11 protein-coding genes are annotated in these 18,626 nt (G+C 74.3%); 6 read left to right on the plus strand and 5 right to left on the minus strand.

The window, feature by feature from the left end:
* Positions 1 to 9 precede the first annotated feature (9 nt).
* A complete protein-coding gene (locus tag TK50_RS30650) occupies positions 10 to 894 on the plus strand; it encodes a ribosome-inactivating family protein (RefSeq protein ID WP_144420438.1) in 885 nt (294 codons plus the stop codon).
* Positions 895 to 942: 48 nt separating this feature from the next.
* Here TK50_RS30650 and TK50_RS30655 read toward each other — a convergent pair whose 3' ends face one another.
* The 5 genes from TK50_RS30655 to TK50_RS30675 all read right to left on the minus strand — a co-directional run bounded on the left by TK50_RS30655 (position 943) and on the right by TK50_RS30675 (position 10,931).
* Positions 943 to 3,231, minus strand: coding sequence for an ATP-binding protein (locus TK50_RS30655; RefSeq protein WP_158499209.1), 2,289 nt, complete (start codon positions 3,229 to 3,231; stop codon positions 943 to 945).
* 379 nt (positions 3,232 to 3,610) lie between these two features.
* Positions 3,611 to 5,887: a glycosyl hydrolase family 95 catalytic domain-containing protein gene (locus tag TK50_RS30660; RefSeq protein ID WP_043969007.1), complete on the minus strand. Its 2,277-nt coding sequence runs from the start codon at positions 5,885 to 5,887 to the stop codon at positions 3,611 to 3,613.
* A 50-nt stretch (positions 5,888 to 5,937) separates the two neighbouring features.
* Complete coding sequence (locus TK50_RS30665) at positions 5,938 to 6,945, minus strand: LacI family DNA-binding transcriptional regulator (RefSeq protein ID WP_082106879.1); 1,008 nt, start codon at positions 6,943 to 6,945, stop codon at positions 5,938 to 5,940.
* Positions 6,946 to 6,994: 49 nt separating this feature from the next.
* Entirely contained in the window at positions 6,995 to 9,478 is a 2,484-nt protein-coding gene (locus tag TK50_RS30670; RefSeq protein WP_043969008.1) for a glycoside hydrolase family 3 C-terminal domain-containing protein, read from the minus strand.
* 241 nt (positions 9,479 to 9,719) lie between these two features.
* Entirely contained in the window at positions 9,720 to 10,931 is a 1,212-nt protein-coding gene (locus TK50_RS30675) for an ROK family transcriptional regulator (protein WP_241774179.1), read from the minus strand.
* A 238-nt stretch (positions 10,932 to 11,169) separates the two neighbouring features.
* On the opposite strand from TK50_RS30675, the gene TK50_RS30680 reads away from it, so the two are divergent.
* From TK50_RS30680 to TK50_RS30700, 5 genes are all read left to right on the plus strand, one after another.
* Complete coding sequence (locus TK50_RS30680; RefSeq protein WP_043969009.1) at positions 11,170 to 12,831, plus strand: extracellular solute-binding protein; 1,662 nt, start codon at positions 11,170 to 11,172, stop codon at positions 12,829 to 12,831.
* Positions 12,828 to 13,859, plus strand: coding sequence for an ABC transporter permease (locus tag TK50_RS30685; protein WP_043969010.1), 1,032 nt, complete (start codon positions 12,828 to 12,830; stop codon positions 13,857 to 13,859). Before TK50_RS30680 ends, TK50_RS30685 begins: the two co-directional genes overlap by 4 nt.
* The gene (locus tag TK50_RS30690; protein WP_229405463.1) at positions 13,856 to 14,830 is read left to right on the plus strand and encodes a carbohydrate ABC transporter permease; all 975 of its coding nucleotides are present in this window, start codon (positions 13,856 to 13,858) and stop codon (positions 14,828 to 14,830) included. Before TK50_RS30685 ends, TK50_RS30690 begins: the two co-directional genes overlap by 4 nt.
* A gap of 9 nt (positions 14,831 to 14,839) precedes the next feature.
* Positions 14,840 to 17,005, plus strand: a complete 2,166-nt coding sequence (locus TK50_RS30695; RefSeq protein WP_241774149.1) for a beta-galactosidase — start codon at positions 14,840 to 14,842, stop codon at positions 17,003 to 17,005.
* Between the two features lie 100 nt (positions 17,006 to 17,105).
* The gene (locus TK50_RS30700; protein WP_338390915.1) at positions 17,106 to 18,539 is read left to right on the plus strand and encodes a cellulose binding domain-containing protein; all 1,434 of its coding nucleotides are present in this window, start codon (positions 17,106 to 17,108) and stop codon (positions 18,537 to 18,539) included.
* Positions 18,540 to 18,626: the final 87 nt, after the last annotated feature.

The raw sequence follows: 18,626 nt of genomic DNA on the forward strand, positions 1-18,626 counted from the left end.
ACCACGATCGTGTCACTGCTCCATGCGTGCAGAGGAAGCGGACGGCGGATCAGCGCCCTGTTCGTCGCCCTCGTCATGATGCTCGGCATCGCCACGGTGCCGCAGTCGCCCGCCCACGCCCAACCCGGCGACAGTCTGTCGATCATCGACTGGAACATCTCCAGGATCACCGACGGCGGCGACGTCCACGAGAGCCGCTACTTCAACATGATCGCCGCCATCCACACCTACAGCGGCAACTACATCGCCAACGAGGTGATGCAGACCAACGGCAACTACCGCGGCATGATCCAGGTGCGGGTGCTCGACACCAACAACGCCCACCTGGTCTCGCTCTACTTCTGGGTCGACAACCTGTACCTGGCGGCGTGGTACTCCCCGACGAACAACCGGCACTACCTGTTCAGCCAGGGCGACCGGTGGCGAAACGTCGTCAGCGTCCTCGGCCTCGACGTCAGCCGGATCACGGTGTACAACATGGACGGCAACTACAACGAGCTGGTGGGTGGCAACTCCCGCAGCACGCTGGTGACGAACCCGCAGCGGATGTACGACAGCCTGCGCACCCTCGGGCGGACCACCACGCTCAACAACGACGTCAGCGCGGCGCTGGTCCAGGCGATCACGATGACCTCCGAGGCGGCGCGGTATTCCCCGATCCTGGACACCATCCGGTACAACATCCGTTACGCCAACCGGCTGCAGTCCCTGCCGCTCAACGACGACAACGTCTGGCTGACCACGCACTGGGGGACGGTGTCCGCGTTCGTCCACCGGGTGCTGATGAACCCGTCCGGGCAGATGATCGTGCTCTACGGACGGATCGTCATCACCACCCTCGCCGGGCTGATCAGCTGGCTCAAGTGGGTGGAGATCAACGGGTACATCGTCTGACCCTGGTCCGGGCCCTGCGACCCGCCGACGGCGGGTCGCGGGGTGTCGCTAACGTGCCGAAGCGCCCAGCGCGTCGAGCTGCTGCGCCGTCTCCCGCTGGCCCGCCTCGTCGCCGAGCTCCCGCTGCAACCGCATCGTCGCGCGCAGGTCGGCCGCCGCGGCCGGCCGGTCGCCCAGCCCCTCGTGGGCGGTGGCCCGCAACCGCAGGACGGCGACGGTGAACTTCTGGTGCCGCAGCTCCTCGTTGAGGCGCAGCGCCTCGTCGGCCAGCTCGACCATGCGTTGCCACTGGTCCAGCCCGCCGTGCAGCTCGATCATCGCCTGCATCGCCGACAGCTGGCTGATCAGCACGATGTGCCGGGGCAGGGCGGTCTCCGGCGTGGTGACGATCTCGATCACCTCGGCGTACGCGGCGAGGGCCTCCTCGTACCGGCCGGCGTCGCGTAGCGTCCGGCCGAGTATCACCAGCGACTGCGGCAGGCCCTGCCAGTCCCGCACCGACCGGAACAGGGCGACCGACTCCTGCGCGTGCCGCATCGCGACGTCGAACCGGCCCAGCCGGGCGCTCGCGTACGAGCAGTAGAACCGCGCCCAGCCCTGCTGGTCCTCATCGCCGGCCCGGCGGGCGTGCTCGTACGCCAGTTCGGCCTGGCGCAGCCCCTCCTCCGGCTCGCTGCGCGGGTAGATGTACGCCCAGGCCAGGTAGCCCCGGTGCACCGCCCGCAGGTGGTCGTCGTCGAGCCCGTCGGCGGCGGCGCTGGACAGCGCGAACACCTCCGCCCAGTGCTCCCAGTGCGCCCACAGGTCGGAGAACCAGTGCAGGGACTCGGCGACGTCGACGACCCGCTGGTGGGCGCCCTCGGCGGCGGCCCGGCGCAGGGCGGGCAGCCAGTTGTCGCCCTCGGCCTGGAGCCACTCGCGGGCGGTGTCGGCCGAGTCCAGCTCGACGTACCGGGTCGCGCCGGGCGCGGGAGCGCCGTACGCGGGCTCGAACCACCGGCCGGCGACGATCGTCGTGTCGAGCAGCCAGTCCGCCGCGCGCCGGTCCGCGTTCGCCCGGTCCTGGGCGGACTCCTCCCGCTCCAGTTCCCCCTGGGCGTAGAGGCGCAGCAGGTCGTGCAGGAAGAACCGCCCGTCGCCGCTCTGCTGGAGCAGGCCCAGGTCGATCAGCTCGTCGAGCGCGTCCTCGGTGCGCACCGGCGTCTCCTCCACCAGCACGGCGGCCAGCTCCACCGCCGTGCTGGGGCCGGGCACGGCCGCGAGCCGCCGGAACAGCCGTCGGCCGATGCCCGAAAGCTGCTGGTACGACAGCGCGAACGCCGCCTTCACCTGGAGGTCGCCGACGGCGAGCGCGTCGAGCCGGTGCTCGTGCGCGGACAGCCGGGTGACCAGGTCACCGGCCGTCCAGGCGGGGCGGCTGGCCAGCCGGTTGCCGGCGATCCGCAACGCCAGCGGCACGTGGGCGCACAGGCGGGCGAGCTGCCGCAGCCCGTCGGCGTCGGCGGTCCGGTGGGTGACGATCCCGGCGAGCAGCGCGACGGAGGCGGCCTCCGGCAGCGGCTCCAGCGGCAGCCGGTGCACGCCCTCCAGTCCTCCGAGGGTGCGACGGCTGGTCACCACGACCGCCGCCGGTCCCTCCGCCGGCAGGGCCGGGCGCACCTGCCCCTCGTGCGCGGCGTTGTCCAGCAGCACCAGGATCCGCCGCCCCCCGACGACGGTACGCCACAGCGCGGCGGCGTCGTCGACGTCCCGGGGGGTCGGGCCGGCGCCCGGCTCGACGGCGTGCACGAGCCGGTCGAGCACGGCCGTGGGGGTCAGTGGCCGGGCGTCGAGGCCCCGCAGGTCGAGGAAGAACTGGCCGTCGGGGAAGGCGTCGGCGGTCTGGGCGGCGGCCTGCACGGCCAGGGACGTCTTGCCGAGCCCGGGCGCCCCGCTGACCAGCACCACCGGGGCCGGCAGCCCGGCGCGGGCCGCCTCGACCAGGGCCCGGACGCTGTCGAGTTCCGCGCGGCGGCCGGTGAAGTCCGCGACCCGCCGGGGCAGCGGACACCGCCCCTGGGCGGCCGGCTGCCCGCGGCGTCGCCCGGCCCGGGCCGCGCCGGTCAGCGCCGCGTGCTGTTCGGGGCTGAGGGCCAGGGCGTCGGCGATCGCCGTGACGGTGCGGGCCTGCGGGCCCTGGCTGACGCCGCGCTCCATGTCGCTGATCGCCCGGTCGCTGACGCCGGACCGCTCGGCGAGCTGCTCCAGGGTCAGGTCCGCGGCGAGTCGCAGCGTGCGCAGCAGCGGCCCGAAGGCAAGGCCCTCCACCGGCGGGTCTTCCCGAGGAACTGCGGTCACCGCCCCATGCTCGCACGCCGGGAGCGGGCCGCCGCTGTCGCGTCCGGTGGCTCCCGCGGCGAGCCGCGCGTGGTGCCTCAGGGGGTGGTGCTCAGGTCTGTGCCCGTGCGGTCGATCGCATTCCGTGACGGTGCGGGGTCGGTCGGGAGGAACGCTCGATGTTGCTCTGGGTGACGAACTGCCGACCCCAGCGCACCGCTTGTCGGCCCTTTGCTCTGCACCCACCCGCGCAACACCGCGCCCGAGCTGCTCCTACCGGGGGCGGAGCGGGGCTCGGGGCGCGGCATCGGGTTGCGCTGCGTGAAGCGTTGCGTCCGTGGGTGCAGAGCAAAGGAGGCGGTGGGAGTGGTGGGGGCAGGCCCGGCGCAACCGCGTTGCGTCACGTGCCGTCGGTGCGGGGACCGAAGACCAGTTCCACCGGTCGGCCGGCGCGCAGCTCGACCGCCACGTCCCCGTACGGGCTGGACACCGTGAGCCGCTGGTCGACGGGGGAGAGCAGCCGGGCCCGCACCGACGAGGCGTCCCAGGCCAGCTCCTCGACGGTGACCCGGCCCCGGCAGGTCGCCCCGCGCAGCACCCCCCGGTCCAGGCCGGGCAGCGGGGCCGGGAGCAGCCGTACGCGGCCGGGCCGGGAGTGCACCAGCGACTCGATCAACACGCCGGGCAGGGCGTGCGCGGCATCGGCGTTGTAGGTCTCCCGGCCCGGGTTGTGCGAGCTCATCAGCGACCGGAAGAACATGTCGTTGCCGAGGATCTTGGCCACGTTCTCCCCGGCCAGCGCGCCGTCGCGCAGGCGTGCCGCGACGAGCGCCCGGTGCAGGCTGCCGTGGGCGGAGAGGTTCTCGTCGCCGCGCAGGACCAGCGCGCGGCGCGCGGCGGCGGCCAGCTCGGGGGTGTCGTCCGGGTTGATCTCGCCCAACGGCCACACGGGGTAGAGGTGGCTGACGTGCCGGTGGTCCTCGTCGCTGCGGTAGCCCGGCCAGGCCCACTCCGCCAGCGCGCCCCGCTCGTCGACCCGGTACGCGGGCAGTCGTCCCCGCAGCGCCGCCCACCGGTCGGTGCCGGTGACGGCGTCGGCGGTGGCCAGGGCGTGCCGGGCGGCGGCGATGTCCATCGTGGCGTTGACCGCCAGGTGCACCGGCCGGCCGTCGTCGTCCAGCGGGCCGGTCTCGGCCGAGTACGACGGCACCACGACCACCGTGCCGTCGGCGGCGGATACGGTGAGCACGTCGGCGAAGAACGCGGCGGCCTCCGTCAGCCAGCCGGCCAGCTCGCCGAGCGGCTCCCCGGTCACCAGGTGGTGCTCGTACAGCGGGAAGAGCAGCCAGTCCGCGCCGGGCAGCCACGCGGCGAACGGCCAGTCGTCGTGCATGTGGAACAGGTGCCCGTGCTCCCCGTCGGTGCGGCTCGGCGCGAGCAGGCCCCGCGCGCCGTAGATCGCCTCGGCGTTGCGCCGCCAGTCGTCGACCTGCGACCCGATCAGCCGCGCGTACGCCTCGCTCACCTCGGGCAGGGCCCCGATGTTGGCCCCCGCCAGTTGCAGGTTGAGGTTGGCGTCGGTGGTGAAGTCGCCCGCCCAGGCCGCGTCCCAGGAGCCTAGCCACAGCCCGGTCAGCCGGGGCGGCAGGACGCCGCTGGCACTCAGCAGCAGGTACCGCCCCGCGTGGAACAGCCGCTCCACCAGCGCCGGGTAGGGCCGCTGCGGGTCGGCGGCCTGCCGGGCGAGCAGCTCGCCGACGGGCAGCTCCCGCTCGGCGGCCGGCACGGCCAGGTCCAGGCTCGCCCGGTCGTAGGCGGGGGAGTGCCGGGCGGCGTGCCGGGCGAGGAGGTCGGCGTACCCGGCGGGGGAGCGGACGCGCAGCGTCTCCTCCAGCTCGGCGGTGCGCCACGGCGGCGTGCCGGGCCGGTCGAGCATCATGGTGAGCAGCGCCGGCCCGCGCACCGCCACCCGGTCGCCGAGCACCCGCACGTCGCCGGTGAGCAGGGCCAGGCCCTCGAAGCCGTACGCGCCGCCCACCGGCGGGTAGTGGCCGCGGATGCGCAGGAAGACGTCCTGGCCGTGCTGGTACGCCGCGGTCTCGTAGCGGACGTCCGCCGGGCGGCCGGGCAGGTCGCCGGTGAGCCCCACCACGCAGTCGCCCGCCTCCAGCCGCAGCACCACCAGGCCGTCGGCGCGGGAGACGAAGCCGCGCCGCTCGCCGCCGGCCCACTCGACGACGACCTCCCCGGTGCGGAAGTCGGTGCTCCGCCGGTACCCGGCCGGCAGCGCCGCCGCGCCCGCCCCCGCTGCTCCGCCCGGCTCCACTGCTCCGCCCGGCCCCGCCGCGTCGATCGTCAGCGCGAAGCCCGGGTGGAACGACTGGGTCCAGCGCAGCTCCCGGCCGCCGCCGAGCAGCCGGCTCGCCTCCGCCCGCCGGCCGGCGAGCGCCAGCTCGCGGACCCGGGGCAGCAGGTGGGCCAGCCGGGGCGGCCGGGCGTCGTGGGTGCCGTTGGGCAGCACGAACCGGTGGTGGTTGACGACGACCCGCTCGGCGTGCGGATCACCGAGCACCATGATCCCGTACTCGCCGTTGCCGGACAGGAAGGCGTCCTCCCAGCCGGCGGCGGGGGCGTCGTCCCAGATCCCGTGGGCGGACGCGGGCAGGGCAGCCGTCATCGACGGTCCTCTCTGGGGAGGGGCGAGGTGGGCAGTGGGCGGCGGTGCGGTCAGCGGGGGGCGGCGGCCGTGCTGTCCCGGATCGTCAACCGGGGTTCGAGCAGCGTCGCGTCGGGCACCGGCTCGCCGTGCACCTTGCGCATGAGCAGCGACACCGCCTGCTGGCCGACCTCCTCGGCCGGCAGGGGCACCGACGTGAGCCGGGGACTGGCCTGCTCGGCGAACTGGTCGGGGCAGATGCCGACCACCGACACGTCTTCCGGCACGCGCCGGCCGAGGGTGGGCAGCGTCGCCAGCACGGGACCGACGGCCGACTCGTTCTGCACGATCAGCCCCGACAGGTCCGGCCACCGCTCGAACAGCTCCACCAGCTCCCGGCGTACGGCCGCCGTGCCCTCCTCGCAGGGCCGGACCACGGTGTCGACGCCGAGCCGCGCGGCGGCGTCGAGGATGCCGTTGCGGGTGCGGTGCGCGAATCCGGTGCCCCGGTCGTAGACGGCGGCCGGGGCGCCGAGCAGGGCGATCCGCCGGTGGCCCAACCCGGCCAGGTGCTCGACGCAGACCACGCCGGCCCGGTGGAAGTCCAGGTCGACGCAGGTCAGGCCGGTGGGGTCGGCCGGGAAGCCGATCAGCACGCTGGGCCGGCCCAGCTCCCGCAGCAGCGGCACCCGCGAGTCGTGCATCTCCACGTCCATCAGCAACAGACCGTCCACCATGGCGCTGGCCGCGATGCGGCGCAGCCCCGCCGGCCCCTCGTCGGAGGTGACCAGCAGCACGTCGTGCTCGACGGTGCGGGCGGTGGTCACCACCGCCATCGCGAACTGCATCACCACCGGCACCTGCATCCCGGAGCGCAGCGGCAGCACCAGCGCGACGACGTTGGCCCGCCGGCTGGCCAGGGCGCGTGCGCCGGCGTTCGGGTGGTAGCCGAGCATCCGGATGCTGGCCAGCACCCGGTTGCGGGTCACCTCGGAGATCGCCCGCTTGCCGCTGAGCACGTACGACACGGTGCTGACGGCGACCCCGGCGTGCCGGGCGACGTCGGAGATGGTGACCAGGTCGGGTGACTTCGCCGGCCGCGCCGCCGTGGGCAGGCGCGGGCCGTGGTCACCGGGACCGGCCGGCACCCGTGGCCTCCCGCGCCGGGGCGTCGGCGGCGGACGCCGCCCGGACGCGGAGCGTGCCGACGAGCCGGATGTCGGTGGCGGACCGGCCGACCAGCACGGTGTGCGCGGCGTCCTCCACGACCCGGGCGCCCCGGGTCTCGTCCCACCAGCCCAGGTCGGCGGCGCGCAGCCGCAGCCGGACCACCCGACGCTCGCCGGGGGCGAGGGCGACCCGCGCGAAGCCCCGCAGCTGGCGCAGGGGCTGCTTGACCCGGGAGCGCCGCTGCCGGGTGTAGAGCTGCACGACGTCCTCCCCCGGCCGGTCGCCGCTGTTGGTGACCTCGACGCGCACCTCGACCTCCCCGTCGGCGGCCACCGACGCCGCGCTGAGTCGCAGGTCAGCGTAGTCGAAGCGGGTGTAGCCGAGCCCGTGGCCGAGCGGGTACAGGGGGTCGCCCCGGTGGTAGAGGTAGGTGGCGTCGGCGTCGATGATGTCGTAGTCGAGCAGGTCGGGCAGCTCGGTGGCGTCGGCGTACCAGGTCTGGGTGAGCCGGCCGCCCGGCTCGGCGTCGCCGAGGAGCACCGCGGCCAGCGCCGCGCCGTGCTCCTGGCCGCCGTGCGCCGACCACAGCACCGCCGGCAGGTGGGCGTCGGCCCACCCGATCGCGTACGGGTAGCTGCTGGTCAGCGCGAGGACGGTGCGGGGGTTGGCGGCGTACGCGGCGCGCAGCAGCGCCTCCTGCCCGGCCGGCAGCGCCAGGTCCACTCGGTCCTCGGTCTCCCGCCCGTTGACCATCGGGTGGTTGCCGAGGGTCACCACCACCACGTCGGCGTCGGCGGCCAGGGCGGCCGCCTCGGCGGCGCCGTCGGCGATCAGCTCCACGGCGAACGGGGTGGCCGCGCCCGGCTCGGCGGCGTCGGCGCGCAGCCGCCCGTCGGGGCCGACGGCGACGTACCGGCCGGTGGCGAGGTGGTGCAGCAGCACCGTGCCGTCGGGGCCGGGCCGGAACCGGAAGGTCTCCCGGACGATCCAGCCGCCGGGGCCGGTGCGGTCGTTGACCAGACCGGCGTCGTCGTCGCCCCCGACGTGCCGGCCGTTGGCGACGGCGCGCAGCGCCACCGCGTCCCCGCCCCAGTCGAACACGTCGAACCAGGTCGCCTCGGTGGCGGCGGTGGCGTCGAGGGCGAGCGGGCCGCCGTCGGGGTCGGTCGCGCAGCGCACGTACCGGTCCCCGGCGCGCAGGGCGATCCGGTCGGCGCCGCTGTGGGTGGTGACGGTGTCGACCCGCGCGGTCAGGGCGTCGAGGGTGCTGACCGCGTACGGCAACGTGCCGCTGTACCAGTCGGTGTGCACCGCGTCGGCGAGCGGGCCGAGCACGGCGACCCGCAGCCCCGGCCGCGGGGTCAGGGGCAGCAGGCCGTCGTTGCGCAGCAGCACGACGCACTGCCGGGCGGCCTCGCGGGCCAGTTCCCGGTGCGCGGGGCAGTCGACGACGTCGGGCGTCACCCCGGCCCACGGGTCCTCGTGCGCCGGGTCGAGGTCGCCGAGGCGCAGCCGGACGCCGAGGATCCGCCGGACCGCCCGGTCCACGTGGGCGGTGGTGATCAGGCCCCGCTCCAGCGCCTCGGCGATCCGGCCGGTGGTCAGGGCGCTGTTCGTGTCGTCCTCGGTGAAGTTGTCGATGCCGGCGCGTAGCGCGGCGGCGAAGCCGTGCACGTGGTCGGGCTCGCGGCCCTGCACCCCGGCGATGTTGGTGGCCGCCCCGGCGTCGCCGACGACCATGATCTCGTCGGCGGCCATCGGGCGCAGCTCGCCCTCGATCAGCGGGCTCAGGTGCGCCGGAGTGCCGTTGACCAGGTTGTACGAGGCCATCACGGCCACCGCCGCCCCGGCGGCCAGGGGCGCCCGGAACGCCGGCAGCTCGTATTCGTGCAGCACCCGTGGGGGCAGGTCGCTGGAGGTGGTGGCGCGGTCGGTCTCGTTGTTGTAGCCCAGGAAGTGCTTGAGCGTCGGCGCGGTCCGCAGCCGGTCGGGGTGGTCGCCGCGCAGACCCCGGGCGTACGCGGTGGCGAGGTGCCCGGTGAGCCACGGGTCCTCGGACCAGCCCTCCTCGTTGCGCCCCCAGCGGGGGTCGCGCAGCGGGTTGACCACGGGAGCCCAGACGTTCAGCCCGACCCGTTCGGGGTCGGCGTGGTGCTTGGCGCGCACCTCGGCGCCGACGGCGGCGCCCACCGACCGCACCAGCTCGGCGTTCCAGCTGCTGGCCAGCCCGATCACCTGCGGGAAGACCGTGGCCGTGCCGAGCCAGGCCACGCCGTGCAGCGCCTCGGTGCCGGTGCGGAACGGCGGCAGCCCGAGCCGGTCGACCGGGGCCTGCCACTGGTGCAGCAGCCCGATCTTCTCGGTCAGGGTGAGGCGGGCCAGCAGGTCGTCGACGCGGGCGGCGGGGGACGGGCCGGGCGTCCGGCCGGTGCTGTCGGTCATGGTGGATCGGTTACCTTCCATGGGCTAGCGATGCCCGGGCGGCAGGTCGAAGCGCTTCGACGACCGTCGTGACGGGTGGCATCGCGGGGTGGTGGTGTGCGGGTGTCGACCCGGACGCGGTGAAGCGCTTCGACAACCGACGAGGAACCAGGCCGCCTCGTCTGCCCGGACGGGACGGCTGCTCCGAGGTTGGCACCACCGGGCCGATGCGGTCAAGGCCTGACGGTGACGGGTTCCGGCGTCAGCGGGCGGGCAGGCGGCCACTCTCGACGGTGGCCAGGGCGGCGGTGGCGCCGCCGAGCGCGGCGGCGGTGCCCCCCAGCGTGGACGCCTCCAGCCGGCACCCGCCGGCCTCCGGGGCGAGCGTGCGGGCGGCCAGCTCGGCCCGGGCCGCCGGCAGCAGCCACGGACCCAGCGTCGCGAGATGGCCTCCGACCAGCACCGCCTCGGGGTTGAGCAGGTCGGCCAGCACGGCGACCGCGTGGCCGAGGTGGCGGCCGGTCTCGGCCAGCCCGGCGCGTACGGTCGGGTCGTCCTGCCCGGCCAGGGCCTTCAGCCGGTCGAGCTCGGGCAGGAAGTCGGTGACGGGGCCGTCCTCGGCGGTGTCGGGCAGCAGCCGGCGCACCACGGCCGGCAGGCCGACCAGCGCCTCCAGGCAGCCGGAGCGCCCGCAGGCGCAGGCGGGGCCGGTCGGGTCGAGGCACAGGTGCCCGATCTCGCCGGCGAAGCCCCGGCTGCCGCGCAGCAGCCGGCCGTCGACGATCGCCCCGCCGCCGATCCCCGCGCCGCCGGTGAGGTGGACCAGGTCGGTGGCCCCGGCCTGGGCGCCGTGCCGCTGCTCGGCCAGGGCGGCGAGGTTGGCCTCGTTGTCCACGGCGACGGTGAAGTCCGGGTCACGCAGCGCGGCGCGCAACTGGTCGGCGAGGGGCACGTCGCGCCAGCCGAGCGCGGGGGACAGGGGCACGCAGCCGGCCGCGTCGACCAGGCCCGGCACGCCGACGGTCAGGCCGAGCACGGCCCGCCCCTCGCCGGCGACGCGGGCGGTGGCCCGACGGGCCAACGCGGCGAGGGCGCGGACCGTCTCGGCCGGGGTCGCGGCCGGCGCGGCGAAGGCGCGCCGCCAGGTGAGCAGCCGGTTGCCGCCGAGGTCGACCGCGACCGCCGCGAGCTCGTCGGCGCCGACCTGGAGGCCGAGGGCGGCGTACGGCTCGCCGTCGAGGACGAGCATGGTGGCGGGGCGGCCGATCCGGTTCTCGGTCAGCCCGGTCTCGCGCACCAGCCGGCGCTCGATCAGCTCGCCGACGAGGCTGGAGACGGTGGCCTTGTTGAGCCCGGTGCGGGCCGCGATGTCGGCCCGGGAGCAGGGGGCGTGCACCCGGACGTGCCGCAGCACCACGGCCCGGTTGGCGACCCGCACGTCGCCGAGGTCCGTCGGCTGCGGGTCGTTCTGCATGCTGATCAAGATGTGCCCGCTCCCTGCGCTGCCGGTGCGCGATCCCCGGTCGGTCCGCGCGTCCATCATCGCGCACCGCGGCACCCCAGCGGACCACCGCGCGCGGCACGTCGCCTCGCGGTCGCCGCTCCCTTGTGGGTCGGATCACCGTCGATTAGTTTATTCGGCTAGTAACCCAACTAATCCTAGCCGGGCGCGCGTGCTCCGCAAGCCCCGCGTGTCAGATGAAGGGAACGCCGTGAAGCCGTCCCTGCCAGGCGTATCCACCGATCGCCGGACCCTGCTGCGTCTCGCCGGTCTCGGCGCCGCCGCGACGATGGGTGGCGCCACCCTCGCCGGCTGCAGCAAGGAGGCCGGAAGCAAGGGCAGCGCCACCCAGGCCGACGCGGTCCGGGCCGTCCTGCCCAACTACAAGCCGGCCGCGGTCGGCAAGCCGGACATCCCGGGGGAGGGGCCGATCCCGGACGGCTACCTCAGCTACCCCAAGGACCTCGTCGACGCGGTCACCGAACAGCCCGGCAAGGGCGGCGCGGCGATCCGCACCATGAGCCCCTGGTGGGGGCCGACCCCGCCGACGCTGGGCAGCAACTCCTACCTCGCCGCGATCAACACCAAGCTGGGCGTCGAGATCAACCCCAGCCTCCAGGACGGCACCACGTTCGCCGACAAGCTCAACGCCATGCTCGGCGCCCGCGACGTGCCCGACCTGCTCATGGCGCCCAACTGGGAGGTCGACAAGGTCGCCCGGTTCTCCGACGCGGTCAAGGCACTCTTCGAGGACCTCACCGACCACCTCAAGGGCGACGCCGCCGCGAAGTACCCGTACCTGGCCGCGCTGCCCACCGGGTCCTGGGAGTACTCGGTCTGGGGCGGGCGGCTGGCCGCCGTGCCGTACCCCACCGACGGCCCCTTCGCGTGGGCCCTGTTCCACCGCAAGGACCTGTTCGACAAGGCCGGCCTGGCCGCGCCGACCTCGCCCGAGGAGCTCTACGAGCTGGGCAAGAAGGCGACCGACCCGGCCAAGGGCGTCTGGGCCTTCGGCACCATCTTCGACATGGTGCAGCAGTTCTACGGCTGCCAGCAGACCTGGCGCAAGAAGCCCGGCGGCGGCCTGGAGCACAAGTTCGAGAACCCCGCCTTCAAGGCCGCCCTGGAGTTCACGGCGAAGCTGTTCAAGGAGGGGCTGGTCCACCCGGACACGGTGTCCAGCAAGGGCGCCGACGAGAAGCAGCTGTTCAAGGCCGGCAAGATCCTGATGTTCCAGGACGGGCTCGGCGCGTGGCAGGGCCTGCAGGGCGAGCAGTCCAAGGTGCTGGCGAGCTTCAACATGCAGCCGCTGCCGGTGTTCGGCGCGGCCGGCGCCCAGCCGGTCATCTGGGGCAGCGAGAAGCCGATCTTCTTCACGTTCGTCAAGAAGGGCCTCGGCGCCGACCGGGTCGACGAGATCCTGCGGGTGCTCAACTGGTGCGCCGCGCCATTCGGCAGCCGCGAGTTCGAGCTGCGCGAGTACGGCGTGGAGGGCAAGCACTTCACCCGCGCGGCCGACGGCAGCCCGATCCCGACCGAGCTGGGCCGCAAGGAGCTGGGCGGCCAGTACAACTTCTGCCGGGTCGCGGTGAAGGTCAAGAGCGGCGACACCCCGGACTACGTCCAGCAGTACCTGGACTACCTGAAGAAGAACGTCGCCCTGCTGGAGAAGGACCTGTTCGCCGGGATCAAGCTGGAGCTGCCCGCCAACTGGTCGAAGATCATCCAGCCGACCGACGACAAGATCCGCGACATCCTGCGCGGCCGCCGCCCGATCAGCGACCTCGACCAGGTGACGAAGGAATTCCTCGCCTCCGGCGGCGAAGAGGGGCGCGCCTTCCACGAGAAGGCGCTCGCCGACAACGGCCGATGAGCGGCCCGGGCACCGCCGGCGCGGTGGACGCGCCGGCGGCGGCCGGGCAGGCCCCGCCGCCGACCCGAAAGCCCCGGGGCGCCGGCCGGCGCCGGCCCCGGGCCAGCCTGGCGGCGCGGCTGCGCCGGGACTGGCCGCTGCTGGCGATGACCGCGCCGGCCGCCGCGCTGCTGCTGGTCTTCCACTACCTGCCGACCCTCGGCAACGTCATCGCCTTCCAGGACTACAACCCCTTCGTCGGCGACGACCCGGTGGAGGCGTTCCTCTACAGCGAGTGGATCGGCTTCGGCAACTTCGAGGCGCTCTTCGCCGACCCCCTGTTCTGGGACGCGGTGCGCAACACCCTCACCATCACCGCGTTCCAACTGGTGTTCTTCTTCCCGCTGCCGATCCTGCTGGCGATCCTGCTCAACAGCCTGGTCTCCGGGCGGGTGCGCGGCTTCGTGCAGAGCGTGGTCTACCTGCCGCACTTCTTCAGCTGGGTGCTGGTGGTCACGTTCTTCGTGCAGATGCTCGGCGGGGCCGGACTGCTCGCCCAGGAAATGCGCGAGGCCGGGATGCAGCCGTGGAACATCATGACCAACCCGGACACGTTCATCGTGCTGGTCACCGCCGAGGCGGTGTGGAAGGACATCGGCTGGGGCGCGATCGTCTTCCTGGCCGCGCTGGCCGCGATCGACCCCAACCTGTACGAGGCGGCGGCGGCCGACGGCGCCGGGCGGTGGCGGCGCATGTGGCACATCACGCTGCCCGGGCTGCGGCCCGTGATCGTGCTGCTGCTCATCATGCGGCTGGGCGACGCGCTGTCGGTCGGTTTCGAGCAGTTCATCCTGCAACGGGAGGCGGTCGGCCGCGACGCCGCCGAGGTCCTCGACACCTTCGTCTACTACCAGGCCATCGCCACCCAGCAGTGGGGCCTGGGCGCGGCGGCCGGGCTGTTCAAGGCGGTGGTGGGCCTGATCCTCATCCTCGCGGCCAACAAGCTCGCGCACCGGCTCGGCGAGCAGGGGGTGTACTCCAAGTCATGACCGCACAGCTCAGTGGCATTTCACCGGTGCCGGCCGCCCCCGCGACGGCCGGCAAGCCGAGGCGGCGGCGCGGCAGCCCGCGACCCCCGTGGGAGGAGCCGCCCTCGCCGGTCGGCCTGTTCGGCAAGGGCGTCGTGCTCGTCCTGCTCGTCGCGGCGGTGCTCGTGCCCCTGTGGGCGGTGCTGGTGACCAGCCTCGCCTCCCGGGAGACGATCGACGCGGCCGGCGGCATGGTGATGGTGCCCCGGGAGTTCGACCCGTCGGCGTACATCACGATCTTCAACGGCGGGCAGATCACCCGGGCCGTCTGGATCAGCACCCTGGTCACCGTCCTCGGCACGACGGTGAGCCTGGTGCTCACCGTGCTGGCCGCGTACGGGCTGTCCCGGCCGGGCTCGGTGGGGCACCGGGGCCTGCTGTTCTTCTTCCTGCTGACCTTCCTGATCTTCCCGGGGCTGGTGCCCAGCTATCTCGTGGTCACCGGGCTGGGGCTCAAGGACAGCATCTGGTCGCTGATCCTGCCCAGCGCGATCAGCGTGTTCAACCTCGTGGTCATCCGGGCGTTCTTCATGGGCGTGCCCGGTGAGCTGCTCGACAGCGCCCGCATCGACGGGGCGGGCGAGTTCCGCATCCTCACCCGGATCATGCTGCCGCTGTCGAAGGCGGTGATCGCGGTGGTCGGCCTGTTCTACGCCGTCGGCTACTGGAACGCCTACTTCAACTCGGTGCTCTACATCGACGACAACGACAAGTTCCCCATCCAGCGGGTGCTGCAGAGCTACATCCTGGCCGGCCAGTCGCCGAACGTCTCCGGCGCCGCGGTCAGCCTGCCCGGGATCACCGCGTACCCGCCGACGCTGGCGGTGAAGATGGCCGTGGTGGTGGTGACCGTCGTCCCGGCGATCATCGTCTACCCGTTCGTGCAGCGGCACTTCACCAAGGGTGTCATCACCGGCGCGGTGAAGGGCTGACGTCGACCGGTGGGCGTCCCGCGCGGGGCGCCCACCGGCGCGTACGGGAACATCACCACCTCGACGAACGGACGGTGCGGCATGTGGGACGAGGCCCGGCTCCGCTTCGGCGGCGACTGGAACCCCGAGCAGTGGCCCGAGCGGGTCTGGGCCGAGGACGTGGCCCTGATGCGCCGGGCGCGGGTCAACCTCGTCACCGTCGGCGTGTTCGCCTGGTCCCGCCTCGAACCCGCGCCCGGCCGGTACGACTTCGGCTGGCTCGACCGGGTGCTGGACCTGCTCGCCGACAACGGCGTCGGCGCGGCGCTGGCCACCCCGACCGCGTCGCCGCCGCCCTGGTTCTCCCTGGCCCACCCGGGCGCGCTGCCGGTGACCGCCGACGGAGTACGGCTGCACCACGGCAGCCGGGACACCTACTGCGCCGCCGCGCCGGCGTACCGGGCCGCCGCCCGGCGGATCGCCGGGGTCCTCGCCGACCGCTACGCGCACCACCCGGCGCTGGCGCTGTGGCACGTGCACAACGAGTACGGCACCGTCTGCCACTGCGAGCACGCAGCGGTGGCGTTCCGGGCGTGGCTGGCCGGGCGGCACGGCAGCCTGGACGCCCTCAACGACGCCTGGACCACCAGCTTCTGGAGCCAGCACTACTCCGACTGGGCGCAGATCAGCACCCCCCGGGCGACGCAGTACCTGGCCAACCCCGGCCAGCTGCTCGACTTCCGCCGGTTCTGGTCCGACACCCTGCTCGCCGCGTACGCCGAGCAGCGGGACCTGCTGCGGGCGGCGAACCCGGCGGTGCCCGTCACCACCAACTACGTCCTCGGCGACTGGGTGCCCGTCGACCACGCCCGCTGGGCCGCCGAGGTCGACCTGGTGTCCATCGACCACTACCCGTCGGCTGTCGACGGGGCAGCCGAGGAGCAGACGGCGCTGGCCGCGGACCTGGCCCGGGGCTGGGCCCGCCACGGCGCGCGCGCCCGGGCCGCCGCCGACCCGACGGCGGACGCCTCCGCCCACCGCGCTCGCGCCGACGGCGACGGACGGCGGCCGGTGCCCGGCGACGCCGCCGACGGCAGCGCCTGGCTGCTCATGGAGAGCGCCCCGAACCTGATCTACACGGCCGGACGGATGCACACCAAGGAGCCCGGCCGGATGGCCCGGCACAGCCTGGCCCACGTCGCCCGGGGTTCGCGCGGCGCGATGTACTTCCAGTGGCGCGCCCCCGTCGGCGGGGCGGAACGCTTCCACTCCGCGCTCGTGCCGCACGCCGGCCCCGACAGCCGGGTCTTCCGCGAGACGGTGGAGCTGGGCGCGATCCTGGACCGGATCGCCGAGACCGACGGCGCGAGGGTCGAGGCGTCCGTGGCGATCGGCTGGGACGCGGCCAGCGGGTGGGCCCTGCAGCACCCCGGCCTGCCCTCGCAGCGGCTGCACCACCACGGGGAGGTCGCGGCGGCGCACCGCGCGCTGTGGCGGGCCGGCTTCGGCTGCGACGTGGTGCTGCCCGGCGACCCCGTCGACCGGTACGCGCTGCTGGTGCTCCCGGCGCTCTACCTCGCCTCCGACGACGCCGCCGCGTGGGCCCGTTCCTACGTCGCCGGCGGCGGCCACCTCGTGGTGACCTGGCTCAGCGGTGTCGCCGACGAGCACGCCCGGGTGCGCACCGGCGGCTACCCCGGCGCGTTCCGCGACGTGCTCGGCGTCCGGGTGGAGGAGTTCCACCCGCTCGCCGACGGCGACGAGGTCCCCCTGGGCGGGGGTGGCGTCGGGCGGATCTGGGCCGAGAGCGTCGGGCTCGCCGGGGCGGAGGTCGTCCGGGCGTACGCCGCCGGGGTGCTCGCCGGGCAGCCGGCGGTGACCCGCCACCGCCACGGCGCCGGCACCGCCTGGTACGTCTCCACGCGACCCGACGACGAGACGTACCGGCGGCTGCTGACCGACGCGGCCCTCGCCGCCGGCGCGGCGCCGACCTGCCCCGCCGCGCCGGCCGGGGTGGAGGCGGTGCGCCGCCGGGGTACGGCGGCGAGCTGGCTGTTCCTGCTCAACCACACCGACCGGGCGCACCGGGTGCCGGCCGCCGGCGTGGAGCTGCTCACCGGCGCGCTCGTCGACACCGCCGTGGAGGTGCCCGCCGGGGGCGTCGCCGTGGTCCGGGAGGCCCCCGCCGCCCGCTGACCGTCGGCATCCTTGCGCGTACTCACGACCGTCGATTAGTTTGTTTGGATATCAGACTAACGGTCGACTCGACCGCCGTCGGACCAGCGAGGGGAAACGCGTGGGAACCAGGGGAGCGACCGCGGTGCTGACCGCGTTGATGCTCGGCGCGACCGCCGCCGTCACCGCCGCCGTGCCCGCGCAGGCCGCGGCGGCCGGCTGCGCCGTCACCTACCGCGTCGGCGGGCAGTGGTCCGGGGGTTTCACCGCCGACGTCACCGTCACCAACCTGGGCGCCCCGGTCGCCGCCTGGACGCTGACCTGGTCCTACCCCTCGGGCCAGCGGGTGACGCAGGCGTGGAACGCCACCGTCACCCAGACCGGCGCGCAGGTGACGGCCCGCAACGCGGCGTGGAACGGCGGCCTGGCCACCGGCGGCAGCACCACCTTCGGGGTGATGGGCTCGTTCACCGCCGGTAACCCCGCCCCGACCGGCTTCGCCCTCAACGGCACCACCTGCGGCGGCGACGACCCGGGCGACCCGGGTGGGCCGTCCGGCGTGCTGGCGCAGACCCACACCGCCGGCCGGGTCGTGACCGCCGGGCAGACCGTGCAGTACAGCTGGCCCGGCATCTACTTCGAGGGCCGCTTCCGGGGCACCGGCGTCGGGCTCGTCTTCGACGACGCCGCCAACGACTACGACGTCGCGGTCGACGGGCAGGTCGTCGCCACCCTGGTCAAGCCCGGCACGACCACCCGCTGGATCGACGGGCTCGCCGCCGGCGAGCACAGCGTACGGCTCGTCAAGCGCACCGAGAGCCCGTGGAGCGCCAGCGCGTTCGGCGGCCTCGTCGCCGCCGCAGGCGGGGCGATCCTCGACCGGCCCGCCGCCCGCACCCGGCAGGTCGAGTTCATCGGCGACTCGCTGACCGTCGGCTACGGCAACACCTCCGGCACCCGCGACTGCACCGGCGACCAGGTCACCCGCACCACCAACACCGACCTCAGCTTCGGCGCGCTCACCGCCCGCGAGCTCGACGCCGACTACCAGGTCAACGCCTACTCCGGCATCGGCATGGTGCGCAACTACAACGGCGGCTCGCCGGGCGTCAGCTACGGCACCTACTACGACCGGGCGCTGCTGCACGTCGATGGCGACGTCTGGGACCGGCCCGCCACGTGGCGTCCGCAGCTCGTCGTGGTCGACCTCGGCACCAACGACTTCTCCACCCCGATCAACAGCGGCGAGCCGTGGACGGACGCGAGCCTGGCCGCCGCCTACCGCGCCACGTACGTGGCGTTCCTGGAGAAGCTGCGGGCCCGCTACGGCGCGGGCACGACGATCGTGGTCGTCGGCACGAGCCTCTTCGGGGACAAGGCCCGGCAGGTCGTCGGTGACCGCAACGCCGCCGGTGACGCCAAGGTCCGCTACTGGCACCTCGACGACGCCGGCCTGGACCTCCTGGGCTGCCACTGGCACTACTCGGTCGCCGACGACCGGCTCATCGCCGACCGGCTCGGCGACTACGTCGCCACCCTCGGCATCGACTGGTAGCCTCCCCACCCCCCGGCGGTCAGCCCTCGCCGGGCGGCCCCGCAGGTGGGCCACCCCGAACTCCCACGTTTCTCTCATCGTCCTCGG

This window comes from Micromonospora haikouensis, assembly GCF_000876225.1.
Taxonomy (GTDB): Bacteria; Actinomycetota; Actinomycetes; order Mycobacteriales; family Micromonosporaceae; genus Micromonospora; species Micromonospora haikouensis.

Coding starts and splice junctions, on each gene's coding strand:
- TK50_RS30670 (WP_043969008.1), bottom strand. CDS start 9,478: ATGACCGACAGCACCGGCCGGACGCCCGGCCCGTCCCCCGCCGCCCGC.
- TK50_RS30690 (WP_229405463.1), top strand. CDS start 13,856: ATGACCGCACAGCTCAGTGGCATTTCACCGGTGCCGGCCGCCCCCGCG.
- TK50_RS30685 (WP_043969010.1), top strand. CDS start 12,828: ATGAGCGGCCCGGGCACCGCCGGCGCGGTGGACGCGCCGGCGGCGGCC.
- TK50_RS30660 (WP_043969007.1), bottom strand. CDS start 5,887: ATGACGGCTGCCCTGCCCGCGTCCGCCCACGGGATCTGGGACGACGCC.
- TK50_RS30675 (WP_241774179.1), bottom strand. CDS start 10,931: ATGCAGAACGACCCGCAGCCGACGGACCTCGGCGACGTGCGGGTCGCC.